The organism is Halalkalibacter oceani (assembly GCF_023715605.1).
Classification (GTDB): Bacteria; Bacillota; Bacilli; order Bacillales; family Bacillaceae_D; genus Halalkalibacter; species Halalkalibacter oceani.
Genome location: NZ_JAMBOL010000010.1, coordinates 33485 through 55394, shown reverse-complemented (window position 1 = coordinate 55394; position 21910 = coordinate 33485). Strand labels below are relative to the sequence as shown.

24 protein-coding genes are annotated in these 21910 nt (G+C 48.7%); 21 read left to right on the top strand and 3 right to left on the bottom strand.

Annotated features, from left to right (window positions below; translation table 11 throughout):
* Positions 1 to 206: 206 nt before the first annotated feature.
* Together M3202_RS12225 and M3202_RS12220 are read left to right on the top strand one after the other, a co-directional pair.
* Positions 207 to 728: a TlpA disulfide reductase family protein gene (locus M3202_RS12225; RefSeq protein WP_251223616.1), complete on the top strand. Its 522-nt coding sequence runs from the start codon at positions 207 to 209 to the stop codon at positions 726 to 728.
* Between the two features lie 77 nt (positions 729 to 805).
* A complete protein-coding gene (locus tag M3202_RS12220; RefSeq protein ID WP_251223615.1) occupies positions 806 to 1900 on the top strand; it encodes a DUF3866 family protein in 1095 nt (364 codons plus the stop codon).
* Here M3202_RS12220 and mciZ read toward each other — a convergent pair.
* Positions 1801 to 2010 carry a Z-ring formation inhibitor MciZ gene (gene mciZ, locus M3202_RS12215; protein ID WP_251223614.1) on the bottom strand — a complete coding sequence of 70 codons (210 nt, stop codon included), beginning with the start codon at positions 2008 to 2010 and terminating at the stop codon, positions 1801 to 1803. The two genes, M3202_RS12220 and mciZ, sit on opposite strands and share 100 nt — an antisense overlap.
* Before the next feature lie 78 nt (positions 2011 to 2088).
* On the opposite strand from mciZ, the gene M3202_RS12210 reads away from it, so the two are divergent.
* From M3202_RS12210 to M3202_RS12145, 14 genes are all read left to right on the top strand, one after another.
* A complete protein-coding gene (locus M3202_RS12210; RefSeq protein WP_251223613.1) occupies positions 2089 to 2634 on the top strand; it encodes an NUDIX hydrolase in 546 nt (181 codons plus the stop codon).
* Positions 2635 to 3807, top strand: a complete 1173-nt coding sequence (locus M3202_RS12205; RefSeq protein WP_251223612.1) for an endonuclease Q family protein — start codon at positions 2635 to 2637, stop codon at positions 3805 to 3807. It begins immediately after the preceding gene.
* A 66-nt stretch (positions 3808 to 3873) separates the two neighbouring features.
* Complete coding sequence (gene spoIIM, locus M3202_RS12200) at positions 3874 to 4509, top strand: stage II sporulation protein M (RefSeq protein ID WP_251223611.1); 636 nt, start codon at positions 3874 to 3876, stop codon at positions 4507 to 4509.
* Between the two features lie 123 nt (positions 4510 to 4632).
* Entirely contained in the window at positions 4633 to 5085 is a 453-nt protein-coding gene (gene fur / locus M3202_RS12195; protein WP_251223610.1) for a ferric iron uptake transcriptional regulator, read from the top strand.
* Between the two features lie 214 nt (positions 5086 to 5299).
* Positions 5300 to 5530, top strand: a complete 231-nt coding sequence (locus tag M3202_RS12190; RefSeq protein ID WP_251223609.1) for a YqzK family protein — start codon at positions 5300 to 5302, stop codon at positions 5528 to 5530.
* 25 nt (positions 5531 to 5555) lie between these two features.
* Entirely contained in the window at positions 5556 to 6446 is an 891-nt protein-coding gene (xerD, locus tag M3202_RS12185; RefSeq protein WP_251223608.1) for a site-specific tyrosine recombinase XerD, read from the top strand.
* Positions 6447 to 6549: 103 nt separating this feature from the next.
* On the top strand, positions 6550 to 7731 hold the full coding sequence (gene deoB / locus M3202_RS12180; RefSeq protein WP_251223607.1) for a phosphopentomutase: 1182 nt from the start codon (positions 6550 to 6552) through the stop codon (positions 7729 to 7731).
* 17 nt (positions 7732 to 7748) lie between these two features.
* Complete coding sequence (locus M3202_RS12175; protein ID WP_251223606.1) at positions 7749 to 8564, top strand: purine-nucleoside phosphorylase; 816 nt, start codon at positions 7749 to 7751, stop codon at positions 8562 to 8564.
* An 18-nt stretch (positions 8565 to 8582) separates the two neighbouring features.
* The gene (locus M3202_RS12170) at positions 8583 to 9413 is read left to right on the top strand and encodes a purine-nucleoside phosphorylase (protein ID WP_251223605.1); all 831 of its coding nucleotides are present in this window, start codon (positions 8583 to 8585) and stop codon (positions 9411 to 9413) included.
* Between the two features lie 29 nt (positions 9414 to 9442).
* Positions 9443 to 10744 carry a pyrimidine-nucleoside phosphorylase gene (locus tag M3202_RS12165; protein WP_251223604.1) on the top strand — a complete coding sequence of 434 codons (1302 nt, stop codon included), beginning with the start codon at positions 9443 to 9445 and terminating at the stop codon, positions 10742 to 10744.
* A 196-nt stretch (positions 10745 to 10940) separates the two neighbouring features.
* Entirely contained in the window at positions 10941 to 12032 is a 1092-nt protein-coding gene (locus M3202_RS12160) for an iron-containing alcohol dehydrogenase family protein (RefSeq protein WP_251223603.1), read from the top strand.
* An 18-nt stretch (positions 12033 to 12050) separates the two neighbouring features.
* Positions 12051 to 12899, top strand: coding sequence for a MetQ/NlpA family ABC transporter substrate-binding protein (locus tag M3202_RS12155; RefSeq protein ID WP_251223602.1), 849 nt, complete (start codon positions 12051 to 12053; stop codon positions 12897 to 12899).
* 112 nt (positions 12900 to 13011) lie between these two features.
* Entirely contained in the window at positions 13012 to 14028 is a 1017-nt protein-coding gene (locus M3202_RS12150) for a methionine ABC transporter ATP-binding protein (protein ID WP_251223601.1), read from the top strand.
* A complete protein-coding gene (locus M3202_RS12145) occupies positions 14025 to 14696 on the top strand; it encodes a methionine ABC transporter permease (protein WP_251223600.1) in 672 nt (223 codons plus the stop codon). The genes M3202_RS12150 and M3202_RS12145 overlap by 4 nt, the downstream gene beginning before the upstream one ends.
* Before the next feature lie 139 nt (positions 14697 to 14835).
* Here M3202_RS12145 and M3202_RS12140 read toward each other — a convergent pair whose 3' ends face one another.
* A complete protein-coding gene (locus tag M3202_RS12140; protein WP_251223599.1) occupies positions 14836 to 15996 on the bottom strand; it encodes an acyl-CoA dehydrogenase family protein in 1161 nt (386 codons plus the stop codon).
* 243 nt (positions 15997 to 16239) lie between these two features.
* Here M3202_RS12140 and M3202_RS12135 point away from each other — a divergent pair, with 243 nt between their 5' ends.
* Together M3202_RS12135 and M3202_RS12130 are read left to right on the top strand one after the other, a co-directional pair.
* The gene (locus M3202_RS12135; RefSeq protein WP_251223598.1) at positions 16240 to 16968 is read left to right on the top strand and encodes a hypothetical protein; all 729 of its coding nucleotides are present in this window, start codon (positions 16240 to 16242) and stop codon (positions 16966 to 16968) included.
* Positions 16969 to 17141: 173 nt separating this feature from the next.
* On the top strand, positions 17142 to 17471 hold the full coding sequence (locus tag M3202_RS12130; protein WP_251223597.1) for a hypothetical protein: 330 nt from the start codon (positions 17142 to 17144) through the stop codon (positions 17469 to 17471).
* Positions 17472 to 17568: 97 nt separating this feature from the next.
* Here M3202_RS12130 and M3202_RS12125 read toward each other — a convergent pair whose 3' ends face one another.
* The gene (locus M3202_RS12125; protein ID WP_432805974.1) at positions 17569 to 18435 is read right to left on the bottom strand and encodes an MBL fold metallo-hydrolase; all 867 of its coding nucleotides are present in this window, start codon (positions 18433 to 18435) and stop codon (positions 17569 to 17571) included.
* 136 nt (positions 18436 to 18571) lie between these two features.
* On the opposite strand from M3202_RS12125, the gene M3202_RS12120 reads away from it, so the two are divergent.
* The 3 genes from M3202_RS12120 (at position 18572) to M3202_RS12110 (ending at position 21900) form a co-directional block, all read left to right on the top strand.
* On the top strand, positions 18572 to 18994 hold the full coding sequence (locus M3202_RS12120) for an organic hydroperoxide resistance protein (protein ID WP_251223596.1): 423 nt from the start codon (positions 18572 to 18574) through the stop codon (positions 18992 to 18994).
* A gap of 699 nt (positions 18995 to 19693) precedes the next feature.
* Positions 19694 to 20842, top strand: coding sequence for a galactonate dehydratase (gene dgoD / locus M3202_RS12115; protein ID WP_251223595.1), 1149 nt, complete (start codon positions 19694 to 19696; stop codon positions 20840 to 20842).
* A gap of 107 nt (positions 20843 to 20949) precedes the next feature.
* Positions 20950 to 21900 (top strand): sugar kinase, encoded by a 951-nt coding sequence (locus tag M3202_RS12110; protein WP_251223594.1) that lies wholly within the window; start codon positions 20950 to 20952, stop codon positions 21898 to 21900.
* Positions 21901 to 21910 lie beyond the last annotated feature (10 nt).

Sequence of the window (21910 nt, the reverse complement as noted above, 5' to 3'; positions counted from 1 at the left end):
AAAGCATAAATCGGACGGATAAATAAAGACAGCGAAGCCGCAGAGAAACAGGCTTTAGCGGCTGAACTGTTATTTATTGATCCGCCTTAACTGTTTCATTCTAGCAAACTTTTCCCTAATGGAAAAGAAGTATCCTCATCTTTGATGCTTGCGCCCTAGAAACGGTTCTTTCTATAATGAGGAAAGAACAGAGTAGGAGGACCAGAATGAAACGAAAGCTAACTGGTGTCGTCGTAGTAGTGGCAGTCTTGTTGATAGCCAATCTTTTCATGTCTCGAGATAGACAGGAAGTCGGAAACAGTCCGGGAATGGTGGCGGAAAATTTTCAATTGCCGATGTATGAGCAGCCTGTGGGGGAGCTTCATGATTATTTCGGAAATGTGATCGTCTTAAATACATGGGCCTCGTGGTGCGAGCCTTGCCGGGAGGAAATGCCTGCCCTTATGCAGCTTCAGGATGATTACCACGCTCAAGGGTTATCGGTGCTAACGGTGAATATGCAAAAAACAGAACGTACTTTGCAGGATGCTGCTGAATTTATTGAAGAAATGAACATTACGTTACCGGTCTTTTTCGATGAGGATGGATTCGTTTATGATCAGTATCAGCTTCCGGGACTGCCGGTAACGTACATTATTAACAGGGACGGGGTCATTGAAGAGCGAATTGCAGGCGAAGTAACATATGAAGGGCTGGAGGAGCTGATTTTGCCTTTGCTTGATCAATAGTGGCGAGCAGCGCCGTCATGATTTCTGCCTAAACGGGGTACACTAGGAGAAAATGTGACGAAGTTGGGCGTGAAGATATGTATACAGAAACGAAAGCAACGGTGTTGGCTGTATGGTATGAGGATGAAGAGGTTCAGAAGTTGACGACAGACAGTGAAGTGGGGCGCGCGATCTTATTTAAGCGTTTTACGCCACCTGTAAAGGCCGGAGAGCAAGTATGGGTCAATACGACGGCGACAACGCTCAAGCTTGGGACGGGCGGCTGGGATATTGTTCGCAGCCTGGCAGGGAATCATGACGGGATGATAGCGGGAAGCTGGGAAGCAGGTCATATTATGAAAGCGCGCTATACCCCTGTCCAGCATAGTGTGCTCACCGTTGAAGAGCAGCAAAGTGACTTCCATGATATCTTTTGTGAGCCGTTTTCGTTAGCTGGCACCCACGTCTGGCTGGCCGAGCTTCACAGCATGGTGCCGTTAATGTACTACATGGCCCAAGAGCTGCAAGAAGGAATCAGCTGCTGCGTGATTTTTGATGATCAGGCGGCTCTGCCGCTTGCCCTCAGCGATCAGCTGCGTGAACTGCACCGTGAGGAGTTTTTTTCCTCGATCACGGTCGGTCAGGCGTTCGGCGGGCAATATGAAGCTGTTACGCTCGCCTCCGCTTTGCAATTTGCCAAGATGGTGCTGCAGGCCAAGATGATCGTCATTTCGGTCGGCCCCGGTGTCGTCGGCACAGGAACTGTCTACGGCTTCAGCGGGATGGCTCAGGCGAATTGGTCCAACACGGTCAGCGCCCTCGGTGGCATGCCGATCTGGGTCCCGCGCCTCTCCTTTGCCGATAAGCGGGAGCGTCACTATGGCCTCAGTCACCACACGCTCACTCCTCTAAGCCGGTTTACGTTAAAAGAGGTGGTGCTGCCTTTTCCTTATCTTGACGACAAGTATCGGCAAGTGATTAAGAGGCAGCTGAAGGAAGTCAGCTTTCAATGCAGCCATCAGATTCATTTCGCTGAACGCAATCAGGCTCAGTCTGCCTTTTTGCGTGCGCTAAAAGCGGCGAAGCTCCCTCTTCAAACGATGGGCCGCAGCTTTGCCGATGATCCGGCGTTTTTTCTGGCCGTCGCCGAAGCGGTGCGCTTCGGTCTTGAGCTTGTCCCTTCAACCGATTGAAGCCAGCTTTCGACTGTTGAATAGGAGTGGCGGAGCTCCTTGAGCTTTGCTTTGATTTCCCACGCTTTTCCTGTCAACACAACACCTCGCTGATGGAGATAAATGTTCATGGCTGTCCGTCCTCTCTGTTTAGAAGTATGATACACTTCTATGAGAGAGGACGCTGAAAAAGAACAGGAGGAAAGAATGTGGATCATCTTTTTGAAAAGACGATAAAAACAACCCCGATCTATCAAGGAAAAGTGATCGATTTACAAGTCGACGACGTCACGCTGCCAAATGGCAAAAAAAGCAAACGTGAGATCGTTAAGCATCCCGGCGCGGTGGCGATTCTTCCGATTACAAAGGAAGGAAAGCTTGTGCTCGTCCGCCAATACCGGAAAGCGCTAGATAAAGTGATTGTCGAAATACCGGCAGGCAAGCTTGAACGGGGGGAAGAGCCGGATGCAGCGGCGCGGAGAGAGCTGGAGGAAGAGACCGGTTACCGCTCGGAAAAGCTTCATTATCTTATTTCCTTCTATACATCACCGGGTTTTGCCGATGAGCTGATCCACCTGTATGAATGCGCTGATCTTGAAAAAGGGCAAGGGGCATTGGATGCTGATGAATTTCTCGATGTTCTTGAGGTTACATTAGAAGAAGCGGAGCAAATGATCCGCGATCAAACGATTTATGACGCGAAGACGGCCTTCGCTGTGCAATATATGAAGCTTAAGGAAGTAGGGCGAACGTAAATGCTGCATGATTACATTGCTGATCTACATATTCATATCGGAAGAACGAGAAAGGGGGAAGCAGTGAAAATTTCAGCTGCTCCCTCTTTGACGTTGGAACGGATTCTCGGGATGGCTGGCGATACGAAAGGAATTGATATCGTCGGTGTGATCGATTGTCACGTCGATGAGGTGCTGAGGCAAATCGAGGAGGCGGTCGAGCATCAGGCTGCTTATCCGCTTGCAGGCGGAGGGCTACAATTTTCACGGGTGACACTGTTTCCCGGCACGGAAATTGAATTGTCTGATGAAGCCGGCCAGGGACCGGTTCATGTTCTCCTGTTTATGCCGACATTGGAAAGCATGCGCGAACTCAGCGACTGGCTCGCGCAACGGATGAAAAACCCGCGCCTTAGCTCACAGCGGGTTTATGAGCGGGCAAAGACGGTGCAAAAAAAAGTGCGCGAGCTTGACGGCCTTTTTATTCCGGCCCATGTATTCACTCCTTTTAAAAGTGTCTATGGAAAAGGGGTGAAGCGGAGTCTGGCGGAAATCTTTGATCCCGATTTAATCGATGCAATCGAGCTAGGTTTAAGCAGTGATACGACGATGGCCGATCAGATTGAAGAGCTGCACCGCTATCCTTATTTGACGAATTCCGACGCCCATTCGCTTGAAAAGATGGCGCGAGAGTATCAAATGATCCGACTCGGGCAGCCGAGCTTCAGCGAATTTAAGCAGGCGTTGAAAAACGAGCAGGGGCGGATGATCGTCAGCAATTTTGGTTTGAACCCGCTGCTCGGCAAATATTATCAAACAAGATGCGCTGTTTGCGGGGAGGTGACCGCTTCAGGGACGGCTTGTTCCGCCTGCGGCTCGCACAAACAGATTAAAGGAGTGGCCGATCGCCTGCGTGAGCTGAAATCGGGTGAGGGCGGACCTGCTTCACGGCCGCCCTATGTGCATCAAATTCCACTGGAGTTTATTCCAAAGCTCGGAAAGAAAACGCTGGAAAAGCTGCGCGCTGTCTTTGGAACGGACATGAATATCATTCACCGCGCTACCGCAGAAGAACTGCAAGCGGTCGTGCCGTCTTCTATCGCAAACGATATTCTTGCCGCGAGGGCGAACGGGCTGGAGGTGGAGGCCGGCGGAGGCGGGACGTACGGCAAGGTGCGGAGAATCATAGAATAGAACACTTGTCATAGATTTTCCCTTCCATTCATAGAGTGGAGTAAGAGTACATGAGGAGGGAAAAAGATGAGAAGGCAGGGGATTCGGGAGGCTGTAACGGGCCATGTAACAGAGAACCGGGCAATCTATTTATTTACGACCGTGCTTTTTTTAATCGGCATTGTATTTGGGGCGATTATCGTCAATAGCTTGAGCCTGACGCAAAAGCACGATTTATATATGTATGTCAGCCAATTTTTTGGACAAGTTGAGCAGGGCGATTTGGCCGAACCGGCGGCGATATTCAGCCAGAGCTTCGTCCATTATGCGAAATATTTCGGTCTGATGTGGATTTTGGGCTTATCGATGATCGGGTTGCCGGTCATTTTAGTGCTTTTGTTTTTAAAAGGAGTGGTCGTCGGCTTTACTGTCGGTTTTCTCGTCAATCAGATGGGGATGTCCGGGTTTTTCTTGTCGTTTGTCTCGATTATGCCGCAAAACTTCATCCTTGTCCCGGCGTTTATTATCGTCGGTACGGCGAGTATTTCCTTTTGCTTGAAAATGGTACGCCAGCAGTTCGTCAAGAAAGCCAACATTCCGGTAATGCCGCAATTTCTAAAATATTCACTGCTCGTTTTCAGCGTCGGTGGGATTGTGACGCTTGCTTCTGCCTTTGAAGCGTATATTTCTCCGGTATTAATGAGATTTGTGATCAGCTCTTAATAATAGTAATTATCAAATGAAAATAATTCTATCTTTTTAATCAATAATCATTATCAATTGACACTGTTTTTTTGAATGATTATAATGAGAGGAGGTAAAATGGTTTGAGGGGAGGCTGGTACGATGGAGAAACGACTCGAACGAATCAAGAAGCATTTGCATTCACAGAGCTACAAGCTTACACCGCAACGGGAATCAACTGTACGGGTGCTGCTTGAGCATGAAGAAGACCATTTAAGTGCAGAAGACGTTTACCTCCTCGTGAAAGAGAAATCACCGGAAATTGGCTTAGCTACCGTGTATCGCACGCTTGAGCTTCTGGCGGAGCTGAAGATTGTAGATAAAATAAATTTTGGCGATGGTGTCTCACGATTTGATTTGCGTCAGGAAGGGGCTGCGCACTTCCATCATCATTTGGTTTGCATAGAGTGTGGAGCTGTAGATGAAATTCAAGAGGATCTGCTCGGCGATGTGGAAGAAGTGGTCGAGCGCGACTGGAACTTTAAAATTAAAGACCACCGTCTTACCTTTCATGGCATTTGTCATCGCTGCCACGGCAAGGATGAAGAGAAGTAAAAAGAACAACTTCATAGATGATCGTGGAGAAGAGGCTGGACAAAAAGGTGTTTTTTTTACCTTTTGCCAGCCTCTAAGTTTATATGTAGGAGAGAGTGGGGAGGAAGGTTTTTAGAGAAGACGTTTTTTGCAGGTGCGGAAGCTCTTCTGTCAGGTATATTCTTTAGCATTTTTGGCATAGCTTGTAATAAGAAGAATGCTGGGGGGTATCCCGATGAAAACATGGTTTCAGGCGGTCATCCAAACATTAAAAGTATTTCTCTTATTTATGGGATGCACACTTCTCTTTTATTATGGTATTCTATGGGTGAGTCAGGAATATGAAAGCTATCATCGATACGATGAACCGAAAGGAAAGGCAATCAAAGTGTTTCACATGGAGAATGACAACGGCTCTTCTTCATGGATAGAACGATTGCTGCTATTCTACCTGGAAGGAGAATAGCCCTTGTGAGAGGAAGCGATGTCAGGTGGAACAGGAAATAGCGGAGTTTCTCCATTATATTCGCGTAGAAAGAGGACTTGCCCTTAATACGATTCAATCCTATCAGCGTGATCTGAAACAATATCAGCTTTATGTAAAGCAGGTTGAGCAGGTCGAATCACTCGCTTCAATTGAGCGGCAGCATGTGCTGCAATTTTTATATTATTTAAAGGATCAAGGAAAAGCGGAAACGACAGTGGCGCGAATGATGGCTGCGGTTCGCGCCTTTCACCAATTTGCGTTACGCGAAAGGCTTGCCGAGCGCGATCCGTCTGCTCATGTCGAACTGCCCAAGGCGAGCAAGCGTTTACCGAAAGTGCTGTCTTTGGCCGAGGTGGAAGCATTACTGGAGGCGCCGCACGGAGGAGATGCCTTTTCCATTCGAAATCGCGCTCTGCTTGAAGCGCTTTACGCGACCGGAATGCGGGTGACGGAGCTGTTAAGCTTAACGCTTTCCGACACGCATTTGACAATGGGATTTGTCCGTTGTATCGGCAAAGGGAACAAAGAGCGGATCATCCCGCTTGGCCGGAAAGCGACAGCGGCGATTGAGCATTATGTGAAAGCGAGCAGGCCGGTATTAATGAAGAAACAACGGCATGAAATACTCTTCGTTAATCATCATGGAAAACCGTTATCGCGGCAGGGCTTTTGGAAGGTGCTGAAGCAGCTTGCCGCCCAGGCCCGGATTGAAAAAGAACTGACGCCACATACGTTACGGCATTCCTTTGCAACACATTTGCTGGAAAACGGCGCCGATCTTCGGGCCGTGCAGGAAATGCTTGGCCATGCTGATATTTCGACGACACAAATTTATACCCATGTCACGAAGGTGAGAATGCGAGATGTCTATGCCCAGTATCATCCGAGGGCATAGTCTTTTTCCGAATTAGAGGTCAGACTTCTGACGTCTTATGATTTGATCGTTAAGATAGAGAGAACGGGGTATAGTAACAGGGAAGAAAAGGGAGGAAGGCTTGATGAAGAAAGCTCAATTTGAACGGATCTTTTTAATCGTCCTCGATTCTGTCGGCATCGGGGCAGCGCCGGATGCGGCACAATTCGGCGATGAAGGGTCGGATACACTCGGCCATATAGCAGAACGAATGCAAGGTCTGCAAATGCCAAATATGGCCAAGCTGGGCTTGGCTCATATTCGCCCTGTTTTAGGGGTGGAAAAGGTCGCGAATCCGCTTGCTCATTACGGATTGATGCAGGAAGCTTCAAGTGGAAAGGATACGATGACCGGCCATTGGGAGATAATGGGTCTCCATATAACGGAGCCGTTTCAAGTGTTTCCGAATGGGTTCCCGCCGGAATTAATCGCGGAGCTTGAACGGCAGACTGGCCGGAAAATTATCGGCAACAAAGTCGCCTCGGGCACGGAAATCCTTGTGGAACTTGGACGTGAGCATGTTGAAACAGGGGCGCTGATCGTTTATACATCGGCGGATTCCGTTCTGCAAATTGCCGCACATGAAGACGTTGTCCCGCTTGCGGAATTGTATGATATTTGCGAGAAGGCGAGAAAGCTGACGTTAGATCCCGCCTATATGGTCGGCAGAGTGATTGCCCGCCCGTTTGTCGGCGAGGATGGAAAATGGGAGCGGACGCCGAACCGGCATGATTACGCGCTGAAGCCATTTGGAAAAACGGTAATGAACGAGCTGGTCGAGAGCGGCCTTGATTCGATTGCGCTTGGCAAAATATCCGATATTTATGACGGCGAAGGGATTACGGAATCGATCCGCACCGTCTCCAATGAGGATGGGATGAATAAGCTGCTCGACACGCTGAAAAAGCCTTTTACCGGACTCAGCTTCCTGAATTTAGTTGATTTCGACGCGAAGTTCGGTCATCGGCGCGATCCGCTCGGGTACGGCGAGGCGCTTGAGCAATTTGACCGCCAGCTTAGGCAGGTAATGGACGCCTTAACAGAGAAGGACTTATTGGTCATTACAGCTGATCACGGCAATGATCCGACGTTTCCGGGAACGGATCATACACGCGAGCTCGTCCCGTTGCTTGTGCATCATAAAAAGCAAACGACGGCCAATGATTTGGGAACAAGACAGACGTTTGCCGATGTCGGAGCAACAATTGCCGATAATTTCGGCGTTCCTCTACCAAAGCACGGTACGAGTTTTTTACAACAATTATAATGGGAGGGGAAACAAAGATGGAGAAACAGACAGTGCAGCAGGCAGTGGATTATATTAATGGGAAGATCGGTGAAAAGCCGACAATCGGTCTTATTCTTGGCTCGGGACTCGGCGTGTTGGCGGAGGAAATCGAACAGCCGGTCTCGATCCCATATAAGGAAATCCCTCATTTTCCTGTATCGACGGTGGCTGGTCATGCCGGGCAGCTCGTGATCGGCAGCCTACAAGGCAAGACGGTTGTCGCGATGCAGGGCCGCTTTCATTTTTATGAAGGGTATTCAATGGATACGGTGACGTTTCCGGTCCGTGTCATGAAGGAGCTTGGTGTCAACATCGTTATCGTGACAAATGCCGCCGGAGGGGTAAATGAATCGTTTCAGGCGGGCGATTTAATGCTGATTACAGATCATATCAATAATATGAGCCAAAATCCGCTCATTGGGCCGAATGATCCCGATTTCGGCGTCCGTTTTCCGGATATGTCCAACGCTTACTCGCCTTCATTGCGTCAGGTGGCGAAAGAGCAGGCAGCCCACTTACATATTTCTGTTAAGGAAGGGGTTTATGTCGCCAATACCGGTCCGTGCTACGAAACTCCGGCCGAAGTGAAAATGATTCGCAAGCTTGGAGGCGACGCAGTCGGAATGTCGACCGTGCCTGAAGTCATCGTCGCCCGCCATGCCGGATTGGACGTGCTCGGGATTTCTTGCATTTCCAACATGGCCGCAGGCATTCTTCCACAGCCATTGGATCACGAGGAAGTGATTGAGACGACCGAGCGCGTGAAGGAAGACTTTCTCGCCCTAATAAATGCGATTGTCAAAAATATATAACAAGTGAGGGGAACAAACATGGAACAACTGCTTGCAAAAATAAAAGAATCGGCGGCGTATTTGAATGAAAAACTGACGACCACTCCAAAGATCGGACTGATTCTCGGCTCAGGCCTGGGTGAATTGGCCGATGAGATTGAAGATGCTGTCAAGATTCCTTATGGCGATATTCCGCATTTCCCGGTTTCGACCGTAGAAGGTCACGCCGGGCAGCTCGTGATCGGTAGCCTGCAAGGCAAGCCGGTTGTCGCGATGCAGGGCCGCTTTCACTATTATGAAGGCTATTCCATGCAAGAGGTAACCTTTCCGGTTCGTGTGATGAAGCAAATCGGCGTCGAACTGCTTCTCGTGACGAACGCCTGCGGCGGAATGAACAAAGCATTCGCCCCCGGCGATTTGATGGTCATTACCGACCATTTGAATATGACGGGTGAGAACCCGTTAATCGGACCGAATGAGGAAGAGCTTGGACCGCGCTTTCCAGATATGAGCCATGCCTACACGCCCGAGCTCGTGCAATTCGCTCTGGAAACCGGGAAGAAGCTTGGTATTTCACTGCAGCAAGGTGTCTATGCAGGCGTGACCGGCCCGACGTATATGAGCGGGGCCGAACTGGTCATGCTCCGCAATGTAGGCGGCGATGTCGTCGGGATGTCAACCGTGCCTGAAGTCATCGTCGCTCGTCATGCCGGAATGAAGGTGCTCGGAATTTCGTGTATTACCGATATGGCGATCGGGGAAGAAATTCAAGGGATCACCCATGAGGAAGTGGTCGCTGTCGCCAACCGAACAAAGCCTGTTTTCATTACATTAGTTAAGGAACTTGTGGCAACTGCACCCCTTTCATAGGTGGGCGGACAAAAAGGAGGCGAAGCCTGATGCGTATGGTTGACCTGATTGAAAAGAAACGCGATGGCCATCAATTAACAAAGGCTGAAATCCGTTATGCTGTAGAAGGCTACACGAAGGGAGAAATTCCTGATTATCAAATGTCCGCGTTGGCGATGGCGATCTTTTTTCAAGATATGTCGACAGAAGAGCGCGCTGAATTAACGATGGCAATGGTAGAATCAGGGGATCAAATTGACTTATCGTCGATTGAAGGCATCAAGGTCGACAAGCATTCGACCGGCGGCGTTGGCGACAAAACAACGATTGCCTTAGCGCCGCTCGTCGCCGCGCTCGGTGTTCCTGTTGCAAAAATGTCGGGGCGCGGACTTGGTCACACCGGCGGCACAATTGATAAGCTCGAAGCGATTCCTGGATTCAGTGTCGAGCTGGAGACAAGTCAATTCCTGAAGCTGGTCAATCAGAACAAGCTCTCCGTCGTCGGTCAGACCGGGAATTTAACACCGGCCGATAAAAAGCTGTACGCGCTGCGTGATGTAACAGCAACAGTCAACTCCATTCCGTTGATCGCCAGCTCAATCATGAGCAAAAAGATTGCCTCAGGGGCCGATGCGATTGTCCTTGATGTCAAAACCGGTTCCGGGGCGTTCATGAAAGAGTTTGACCAGGCGAAAGAGCTTGCCGAAGCGATGGTGGCGATCGGAAAAAGCCTCGGCCGCAATACGATGGCCGTCATTTCCGATATGAACCAGCCGTTGGGGCGCACCGTCGGAAATGCGCTTGAAATCAGGGAAGCGATTGAGATGCTGCGCGGCGAAGGGCCGGCTGATTTGGTGGAGCTTTGTCTGACACTTGGAAGCCATATGGTCTATCTCGCCGATAGAGCTGATTCAGTTGAAGAAGCGAGAGAAAAACTGGTCGAAGTCATTGCGAACGGCCAGGCAATTGAGACGCTGAAGACATTTATCGAAGCGCAGGGCGGCGACCCGGCGGTTGTCGATGATCCAACCAGGCTGCCGCAGGCCCAGCTGAAGATCCCTGTCAAAGCTGAACAGGATGGGAAGGTCGCGGCAATTGTCGCCGATAAAATCGGCACCGCGGCGATGCTGCTCGGAGCAGGACGGGCGACAAAGGAATCGACGATTGATCTCGCTGTCGGGATCGAACTTGAAAAGAAAATCGGCGACGACGTAAAACGCGGCGAGACGATTGCGACATTACATGCCAATCAGCAAGATGTCGATGAAGTCGTGGCAATGGTTCGTCAAGCATATTCGATTTCTGAAGGAGAAAGCAACCGGCCGCCGTTAATTTATGAAGAGATTCATTAACTGAAAGCAAAAACGTCATTCCAATCGGGCAAAGCCTGTTGGAGTGGCTTTTTTTAATTGTGATGTGTTTTTTCTCAATTCTCAAAAAAGATATTGTATTTTGCAGCAGGATTCTATATACTAGTTTAATATTAAACCAACTAATTTTATCAGTTTTATAGAAGATTGATGCGGGATAAGGAAGAGGGGAGAAAACGTGAAAGCGATTCGGGTTCAAGGTTCACCAAGCTATTATGCATGTGAAGAAAACGTCTATGAGAGAATAGAGGCTTTATTAGTAGAGGGACGGGTCAAAAAGGCGCTGCTGCTTCACGGCGAGAAATCGTGGGAGGCGGGGAGTGATTATTTGCCCGAATTTACAGAGGTGGCCGTCAGCTATGAGCGTTATCAGGGGGAGTGCTCGCTGAAGGAAATTGAGCGCGTTGCTCATGTGGCAGGTGACCACGAGAGCGATGTCATCATCGGCCTGGGCGGGGGAAAGGTAATGGATATCGCGAAGGCCGCTGCCAATGAGCTGAACATTCCGGTGATGCTCCTGCCGACACTTGCTTCGACATGCGCCGCCTGGACGCCGTTAAGTGTCATTTATACGGAGCAGGGTGATTATTTACGGTATCAGCCCTACATAAAAAATCCGTGGGTTGTGCTCGTCGAGCCGCGGATCATTGCTCATTCTCCAGCCGCTTATTTGCGCGCCGGAATCGGCGATACGCTCGCCAAGTGGTATGAGGCGAAAGCTTTAACGAAAGCGTTGCCCGAGCCGCGGGTTCCGGTCATGATGTCGCTGAAGGCGGCCGAGGTCTGCCGGGATGTGATCCTCGCTGAAAGTGAACAGGCGCTTTCAGCCCTTAGCGAGCAGCGCGTCTCGTCTTCCTTGCTCGCGATAATGGAAACATCGATTTTAGCCGGAGGGCTTGTTGGCGGTTTGGGTGATGAATATGGTCGCATCGCCGCGGCTCATTCCGTTCATAATGGGTTGACGCAATTTGAAGAAACGCATTCTTTTTTACATGGCGAAAAGGTAGCATATGGCATTCTTGTCCAGGTTGCGTTAGAACAACAGCTTGACGAGCTCCAGGCTTTGCTCTCGTTCTATGAAAAGATCAACCTTCCGTCCTCTCTCGGAGAGCTGGGGCTGCAGAACGATCAGGAAACGCTTGAAAAGCTCGCTGCCTTTACGCTGGCTGAAGGGGAATCGATTCATTTTATGGAAGAATCATTTACGATTGAAGAGGTAGTTTCCAGTTTTCAAACTGTGGAAGCATATAGAAAAATAGAGAATAAGTAAGGAAGAGGAGAGAACCAGATGAAAAAGTTTTTATTATCAACAGTAACAGCATTATCACTTATTGGATTGGCGGCTTGCGGAACGAGCGGCGAAGGGGACACGGGAGAAACGGATGCAGGAGGTGCTGAAGAAGGCACGGCTCTTTCAGAGGAAAAGCTCGTTGTCGGTGTAACAGCCGGACCGCATGAGCAAATTCTTGAAAAAGTACAAGAACTCGCCGCTGAGCAGGGGCTGGAGATTGAGCTTTCCGTCTTTACCGAATATGTGATGCCGAACGTGGCCTTAGATGAGGGCAACCTTGATTTGAATGTTTTTCAGCACAAGCCTTACCTGGAAGACTTTAAGGAAGATCGCAATCTTGATCTGACTGATGTGGCGACGGCTGTTAATTTTCCAATGGGGATTTATTCAACGGAATTAGCGGATGTCAGCGAGCTGCAAGAAGGTGATACGTTAGGTTTGCCGAACGATCCGACCAACGGCGCCCGTTCGTTGATGCTGTTTGAAGCTGCGGGGTTGATTAAATTGGACCCGGAAGCCGGTTCATCAGCGATGGTCAGCGACATTATCGAAAATCCGAAAAACCTAGAATTTATTGAGCTTGAAGCATCGCAGATTCCAAGACAATTGGATGAGCTTGCGGCAGCAGCAATCAATACAAACTTCGCGATTGAGCATGGCTATGTGCCGACGGAAGATTCGATCTTTATTGAGGCGAGCGATTCACCATGGGTGAACCTGATTGTAACGCGTACGGAAAACAAGGATGATCCAGTCGTGCAAAAGTTCATTGAGATTTATCAGTCTGACGAGGTGAAGCAATTTATCGAAGAAGAATTCGCCGGCTCGGTAGTCGCCTCCTGGTAAGCCTGGTGAACCGAACGGCAAACAGAGAGTTGATAGCGAGCAGGGAAGCGGGTGCTTTCCTGCTCGCTGTCCGTAGAAAATCACTTTATAAAGAGTAAGGAGTGGAAAAGTGATGATTGAATTAAACCAAGTGAATAAAATTTTCTCCGCAAAGAAAAGGAGCGTACACGCGTTAAATGATGTCTCACTACATGTGAAAAAAGGGGAAATATATGGCGTGATCGGCTATAGCGGCGCGGGAAAGAGCACGCTGATTCGCTGTGTCAATATGCTTGAACGCCCGACGGAAGGAAGCATACGCGTCAACGGAGTGGAAATGACAAAGCTCGCTGCTCCAAAATTAAGAGAAGCGCGAAAAAATATCGGCATGATTTTTCAGGGATTTAACTTATTGAAGACGGCGACCGTTTATGAAAATATTGCGATCCCGCTAAAGCTGACCGGAGTGCCGAAATCTGAAATTGATCGGCGGGTGAAAAAATACCTTGACGTCGTCGGGCTGGAAGAAAAAGCTGATTCCTATCCGGCTCAGCTATCCGGCGGGCAAAAGCAACGTGTTGCGATCGCCCGCGCTCTTTCCCACGAGCCAGAGGTATTGTTAAGTGATGAAGCGACGAGTGCGCTTGATCCGGAAACGACGGAAGCCATTTTGGAGCTGTTGCTGAAAATTAACCAGGAATTCGGGATTACAATTTTACTGATTACGCACGAAATGCACGTCATCCAAAAAATATGCGACCGGGTTGCGGTTATGGAAAACGGGAAAGTGATCGAGGAAGGCAGGGTTATTGATATTTTTTCCAAGGCGGCGCACGAGACGACGAAGAAATTTATGAATAGTCTGTTTCCGGAAGATATTCCTGAAGAAGTACTGATGTCTCTTCATCAGCAGGGCCCGATCATCCGGCTGGCGTTTGTCGGACAATCAACGGGGAAGCCGGCTTTAGCCGAAGTGGCGAAGCGATTTGACGTTTATACAAATATTATGTCGGGCAATATTGTTCAGCTGAAAAATGAACCGTACGGGCGAATGATCGTCCATTTGCAAGGTTCGGTGGAACAGACGGAAGCAGCGATTGCCTTCCTTGTTGAAGAGGGAGTGTATGTAGAAAGGGTGGATGGTCCATGAATGGTATCAATGAATTTTTTGATAACTGGGGCGAAGCGATTTGGAAGGCTTCGATTGAAACGTTCCAAATGGTGTCGATCTCGCTGATCATTTCCATTATCATAGCTTTGCCACTGGGTACGCTGCTGGTTTTAACAAGACCGAATAAAAGCTTGGAGAACAAATATGTGTATCAGCTGCTAAATGCTGTGATTAATGTGATTCGCTCTATTCCGTTCATTATTCTCCTGTTTTTTATTTTGCCATTTACGAAGCTCGTTGTCGGAACATCGATGGGCGTAAAAGGGGTTATCGTTCCCCTTGTTGTCTATACTGCTCCGTATATCGCCCGTTTAATGGAGTCAGCCTTGCTTGAAGTCGATAAGGGCGTGCTTGAAGCCTATGAAGCGATGGGCATCAAAACAAGGCATATTATCTGGAATGTCATGGTACGGGAAGCACGTCCATCCTTGATTCTCGGCTTAACGATTGCGACAATTGGTCTGATTGGCGCTACCGCGATGGCCGGTTTGGTCGGGGCCGGTGGCTTGGGAGACCTTGCGTACCGTTTCGGTCATTTGCGCTATGAGCCTGATGTGATGTATGCGACCGTCATTATTTTGATCATTCTCGTTCAGGGGCTCCAGTCCTTAGGCAACCGAATTGCCGCAAAGCTGAAGAAGGACTAACAAAAGTGACTTTCGAAAGAAACAGCAGACGGATTGACGAGCGAAAAGCTCAGACCGAAGCGGATTTCTCCGGTCTGAGCTTTTCAACTAACCGCTTATTGCTTCGAGGCTGGACTCATGGGGTCCGTCCTCGAATCTTTTAACGTTCGCCGTCCGTCCTCGTACGAAGCACATTGGCAGCCAGCATTAGCAGCGTGCTGTCATCCATCGGCGGATTATGAAGCCCGGCTCTGACATCGCGGTAGTAGCGCTGCAGAGGGTGCTTTTTAAATAAACTTTCCGCGCCGACGACACGCATCGCCCGGTCGACGATGTCAAGCGCGGCATTGACGGCTTTCAATTTAACCGCCCCTAGTTCCGGCTGCATCTGCTGTCTTTGATCGGCGGTCGCTTCATCCCATTTTTGTGCGACTCCATATAAGAAGTACCGCGCCTGGAGGAGCGAGGCTTCATTCTCGCCGAGCTTCATCTGAACATTAGGCAAATCCTTAATCGGCCCGTTCAAGCTGTTTGGCGAATAGGTCGAAGCGAAGGAAACCGCAAAGTCCTGGGCCGCCTGGGCAATCCCGAGATAACAGGCGGGGATGTGCAACAACCAGCCAGCCGGCTTTTTCGGCCCGGGGGTGATCCGTTCCACAAGGCGGTCGGCCGGCAATTCGACTTGCACCAAATAAAGATCGTGGCTGGCCGTTGCCCGCATCGAAATCGTATTCCATGTTTCGTCAATACGGATACCCGGATCGGAGTGGTGTAAAAGGAATTGACCGACCTCTCCATCAGGCAATGTAGCTGTAACAAGTATATAATCAAGAGCTGGCGCCATCGAAGTAAACGACTTTCGTCCATTTATCAGCCAGCCGTCTGCTGTTTTGATTGCTTTTGTTGTTGGTTTCCCACCACGGGTCGGGCTCCCGGTCTCCGGTTCAGTTGCTGCGGCGTTAAGCAGCGCGCCGGAATCGACGATATCCTGATAGACGCGATCGAGCACCGGCTTTGGCCATGTGTCGTTCACATTGAGCTGAGAGGCAATCCCGACATGCCAGCCGATTGAAAGGGCCGTTGCTCCGTCTGCTTGGGCGATCATTTCCTGAAACGAAAGCCAGGTTCGTAAAGGAAGCTCCAGACCGCCAAATTGTCGCGGCACAGTCCAGGCCGGATACCCGATTCTTTTTAAATCTTCAAGGTTTTCAAATGGAAAGCTGGCTTCTTCATCATGAAAAGCGGCTCTTTCGGCAAATGGAACAATCGTTTGCCGGAGAAGCTGTTGACATTCATCTGCAGTTTGAGGATTTCGCTCCATTTTCTTCCTCCTATCTTTTTCTCCTTTCATTATACTACATCTTTCCGGCGAGCCTAAAAGTCCGAAAACAATATTCGGAATTTTAAGACGGTTGACGTATGAATAAGCAAAATATGGTATAATAAGGACGGCTTCTCCTTTCAGATAAAATTTAGAAAAGGAGGTAGAGACAAGGAGAAGAGATTTCTTGAAAGGAAAAAAGAAGTCATTTAGCTTTTTGACGCCTGGAGGAATACAGATCGAATGAAAAAAGAAGTTTTAACAAAAAAAACATTACTCTCTTGGCTCGTATTACATCGAATTTATCTCGGTGAGGAGACAAACGCTATTTCAACCAATCTTCCACTCTATTTTTCGTTGTTCAAACGCTCCTCTACGATAAGGTCAAAGGTGAACAATCTTTATAAGTCTCTTACATATCAAGGTTATTTAATGCCTTCCTATCATCATCCTCAAAAACCGTTTACGATTACGATGACTGGAAAGGAATACTTAAAAGTTCAATGCAGGGAATGGAGGCGGGTCATTGAAGCGCATCTGATGTGTCTCGATCAAACGGTTCAACGCTGTCACTCCGCAACTGCTGAACGGTTCAAATCATCTTTGACAGAGGTAGATTTCCCGTTTATTGGCCAATATTTAGAGTATAAAAAGGTTTTGCCTTTTTTAATTATGAAGGTGATGCAAGGGAAAAGTGAGGCCTGTTCGGCTTCGGATCTCCGGCAGCAGCTGCTTAAGCAGTTTGGCTGGGTTTGCTCAATGCCGACGCTGACAAGGCTGGTGGAAGAGTTGGTAGAGGGGAAGGAGCTTATCCTGATCAATCAGCAGCCGGACTTAAAATTGTATGACAGGGCGGGCGGCAATGAGGCTGTTTTTCACGATTTCCGCACAGAAGCAATTGCCGCGTTGGAAGCCGGGAGAGAGAAATTGGAAGAAGTTCGCGATTATTTAAACAGATATGACTTTCTATGAACAAAAAATAGTGGGAAAGATTAGCTCCTAGTACCCGGCGCCGAGAGGCCATTGAAAATCGTCCTTTTTCAACAGCTTTCAGATGACAAAGGATAAAAAACATTCAGCCTAAATGAAACGCTTTCCCAGCTTTGCTCGTACATACTATCATAATGGGTATGGGAGTTGGTTTGATGAGAAAGCAATCTTTCTTATTGCAAACGGTCGTGATCATGCTAGTGTTAAACGGCTGTCTGGCAAAAAAAGATGATCTGCCTAGAACCATTACATATCAAAATCATGTGTACGAGCATCGCAACAGCTATATTTCGTTTGAAGAAAATCCTGAGCGCTACTATCAGCCGACAGGTGTTTATGTAAGTGAGCAGGGGGGAGCCCTTGCCGGGAAAGAGATTTATATGAGCACGTTTTATGATACGTTGCTTTATGTAAGCTATAAGAAAGAAGGGCGGACAGTCTGGGTTCCGTTTTATCGGATTGAAGGGGATGACTCAGCAAGCTGAAAATCGAGCATCCCCGTCAGCTATAAAGGTAGCGGCATTGTCATCGTTAGTTGCTGACAAAAGCTGCTGTCTTTTTTGTCCTTCGAGCAAAACGTTACTAATGAAGCGGCTTATCGACATAGCGGCCGTGGTCCGGAATCGCCCATTCCGCAAAGTGCTCAGTGAGCTGATGAAGCTTGTCTCGTAAATCCTGGCCGAACATTGGCAGTCCATGACCGGTGACAGCGACAGAAGGCTCAAGCGCAGCCAGCTTGCGAACAGAGTCCCAGGCCGCCTGCCAATCGGTTGTCAAATAACGGGGAGGGCCGCTTATTTCAATCTTCTGGGTCAGCACTTTGTAAAGAGAATCCTGTCTTACAGTAACAAACGCGTCCCCGGCGATCAGCGTGCGGTCATGTTCGCGAAAAAAGGAGACATGGCCTGGTGAATGACCGGGTGTATGAAGCCATTTCCAGTCGTGTAAAAAAGGAACGCTTCCATCTTCGGGCAAGACGTTTAGACGGCTTGAAAGGGTAATCGCCTCATTTGGGAAAAGAGGAGAAAGCTTAGCGAGCAGCCCGCCCTCCACCGTTCCGTCCGGCTCCGGATAGTCGGCTTCTCCAGTAAGAAAAGGAAGCTCAGCCTCATGTGCGTAGACGGGAGCATCCCAGGCTTCAGAAAGCTCGATAACCGTTCCGACATGGTCAAAGTGACCGTGGGTAAGCAGAATCGCTTTCGGGGCGGTCACCTTTCCAAAAGAATCGCGTAGAAAGTCATAAATATGCTCCGCGGATTTTGGCATGCCTGTATCTACAAGCACCCATTCATGTTCGATTTGCGGATTGCCAATAAAGCAAACATTAACAATTTGGATCGGCAGGCAGTACAGGTCAGTGGCGATACGTTGGCTGACGCCGTCCGTCAGGGAAGTCATCGGAATATAGGGAAATGGGGTCGCGGATGAAGGGGCTTTTTGTTGCTTCATATTTTTTCCTCCTTGTGTACAAGCTATAAAAGTAGTGTGTGATGCTTCGTGTGTAAATATGTCATGTTTGAAATCGCAACATGGCGTCAATACAAAAAGAAGAAACAGTTTTAGACAAGCTAAAGGAGGAAATAAAATGGCCAATGTGAAATTCACCGCCCAGGCAAAAGCGGTCGGCGGAAGAAATGGAAAAGTGACATCAGACAACGGTGTGATTGATCATAATCTCGTCATGCCAACGGGACAAACTTCTTCAACGGAAGGGACAAACCCGGAACAGCTATTCGCGGCCGGCTATGCGGCATGCTTTGATGGAGCGCTGAATCTAATCGCTTCAAAAGAAAAGAAAGACATCGAGTCTGAGCTTGAAGCAAAGGTAAGCCTGTTGGAAGATCCGGCTGATAACGGCTTTAAAATCGGCGTAGTCCTCCATGCCCGTATAAAAGGGGTAAATCAGGAAGAAGCGGAGCAGCTTGTTGAAAAAGCGCATCAATTCTGTCCTTATTCAAAAGCGACACGCGGCAATATTGACGTTGAGTTGAAAACAACGGTCCAATAAAACAAGCTTGCTGGGGCGGTCTAAAAGGGAATGATGACCCTTTTGGACCGGCTTTTGTGAAACGGAAGAGACTGGGACAAAACAGTCTCTTCAGACCGTAGACACCAACGCAACCTGTGCTTTTGTTTCAAATCTTTAAAGAGACGTTCAATCGTTGCTTTCCGTCTTACATAGATCTCTCTATTTATGGTCAAGCATCCCCCAAGACAAAGCGGACGGGATGGGAGGTCCGACTGCTGCGGAAAGCGTACCCCCCAACCCGGGAGCGGGTTCGCAGCTCTGGATCGAGACAAATCCTTCTACCAAACAAGCCTGTCGACCGTCTCGCTTTTGCGAAACTTTGTCGACTTTGATTTTGGCAAATCAGCCAAAAACGTTTCCTGCTGAAAAGTCCCTGCGATCACACTAGCAGAAGTGAGCTGGGTTAAAGGTAAAAAAACAGCCTAGATAGAGCGAAGCCACTGAACAACGTCCTTTTTCGTAGCTCGAAGAAAGGCTGCTTTCTAAAAAAATTAATCGATGATATTGCTTTTACCATCGTTTTCACCTACAATTAGGATAAATGAAAGCGCCTTATTTTGCCTTGTTTTCAAGGCTATACTCTTTACATAATCTCGAAAACTTAGTTTTATAATGTCAAATCGATCTATTTTAGTAGGGAAAAGAAATGATAATCAGGGAGAAAGGGAGATTACGAGAATGAAAATTACATCACTTGAATGCTTTATCGTTCCTCCACGCTGGTGTTTTTTAAAGATCGAAACAGATGAAGGAATCGTCGGCTGGGGCGAGCCGGTTGTCGAAGGGAAAGCGAATACAGTAAAAGAAGCGGTAAACGAAATGGCCGACTTTTTGATTGGAAAAGATCCTCTACGGATTGAGGACCACTGGAATGTGCTATACCGCGCCGGCTTTTACCGTGGCGGCCCGATTTTGATGAGCGCGATCGCCGGGATTGATCAGGCGCTTTGGGATATAAAAGGCAAGTATTATAATGCGCCTGTCTACCAATTATTAGGCGGAGCTTGTCGTGACTCGATTCGCGTCTATTCATGGATCGGCGGAGATCGTCCAAGCGATGTCGGGAAAGCGGCGAAGGATATCGTTGATGCCGGCTTTACTGCGGTGAAAATGAACGGGACAGAGGAGATGCAGTACATCGATTCCTATGACAAGGTTGATGAAGTCGTCGCCCGCATTGCCGCCGTTCGGGAAGCTGTAGGAAATAGCGTCGGCATCGGGATTGATTTTCATGGACGAGTCCATAAGCCGATGGCGAAAGTTTTAGTAAAAGAGCTTGAGCCGTACCGGCCGATGTTTATTGAAGAACCGGTGCTTCCTGAAAATAACGAGGCGTTGAAGGAAATTGCCAAGCATACGAGCACGCCGATCGCAACCGGGGAAAGAATGTTTTCACGTTGGGATTTCAAGAGCCTGCTGGCAGACGGTTATGTTGATGTCATTCAGCCGGATCTGTCCCATGCGGGGGGGATTACAGAGTGCAAGAAAATCGCCTCGATGGCTGAAGCCTATGATGTCGCGCTGGCGCCGCATTGTCCACTCGGACCGATTGCACTGGCTTCGTGTTTACAGGTTGACGCGACTGCACATAATGCGTTTATTCAGGAGCAGAGTCTCGGCATTCATTATAATGAAGGAAGCGATTTGCTCGACTATATCACGGATAAATCTGTTTTCCAGTATAAAGACGGGCATGTCCAGATTCCGCAGGGACCTGGTTTAGGAATCACAATCAATGAAGAAAAAGTACGGAAAATGGCCGAGCAGGGCCACCGCTGGAGAAATCCTGTTTGGCGTCACCGCGATGGTTCAGTCGCTGAATGGTGAGGCTTACACTAAGGACGGCCGCAGCCCGGGTTTGAGCGTGAAGGCAGGAGGTCCGAGGCCTCACTTTCTTTACCGGGCGATGATTTTTTAGAAAACGGGGGAGTCATATGGATATTGTTACCTTGGGTGAAACGATGGTACTTTTCACTCCTGATTCAACTGGATTGATGAGATATGCCAACAGCTTTTCGCGGAAGTTTGGCGGCGCGGAATCGAACTATGCAATCGGCCTGACACGCTTAGGTCATCAAGCAGGCTGGATCAGCCGCGTCGGCGATGATGAGTTAGGGAAAGCAATGCTTGCGTTTATTCGCGGTGAAGGAGTCGATGTTAGTCAGGTCAAGGTCGATGACAGCGCGCCGACGGGGATTTATTTTAAGGAAATCCGCAGCGCCAATGAAGTGAGAGTTCAATATTATCGCAAAGGATCGGCTGCCAGCCGGCTGAGTATGGAGGATATCCGGGAAGACTATATCGCTCAGGCGAAATATCTTCATATTTCAGGGATTACGCCTGCTTTAAGTGAAAGCTGTCATGAAGCGATAAATGAAGCGATCGCGATCGCCAAGAAGCATGATGTGAAAATTATCTTTGATCCAAACTTGAGAAAAAAGCTCTGGACGGAGGATAAAGCGCGCCGCGTGCTGCTCGATCTTGCTGCACAGGTTGATATTATTCTGCCCGGAATCGATGAAGGGAAGTTCATGTTCGGGGAAAGTGATCCTGAAACGCTCGGCCGCCTCTTCCTCGATCAAGGTGCCTCTCTCGTCGTTTTAAAAGTAGGCGCCAAAGGAGCTTACTATTTTACGAATGAGGAAAGCAAGCTTGTTTCAGGCTTTAAGGTCGATCAGATTGTGGATCCGGTCGGCGCCGGAGACGGCTTTGCCGCAGGCTTCACGTCCGGCTTGCTTGACGGTCTTTCAATTGAGCAGGCTGTCCAGCGCGGAAATGCTGTCGGAGCGATGGTCACGATGATTAATGGGGATGTCGAGGGACTGCCTGAAAAATATGAGGTAGAGAACTTTATGAATGCGACAGGAGAAGACGTCAGCAGATAATGAAAAAGCA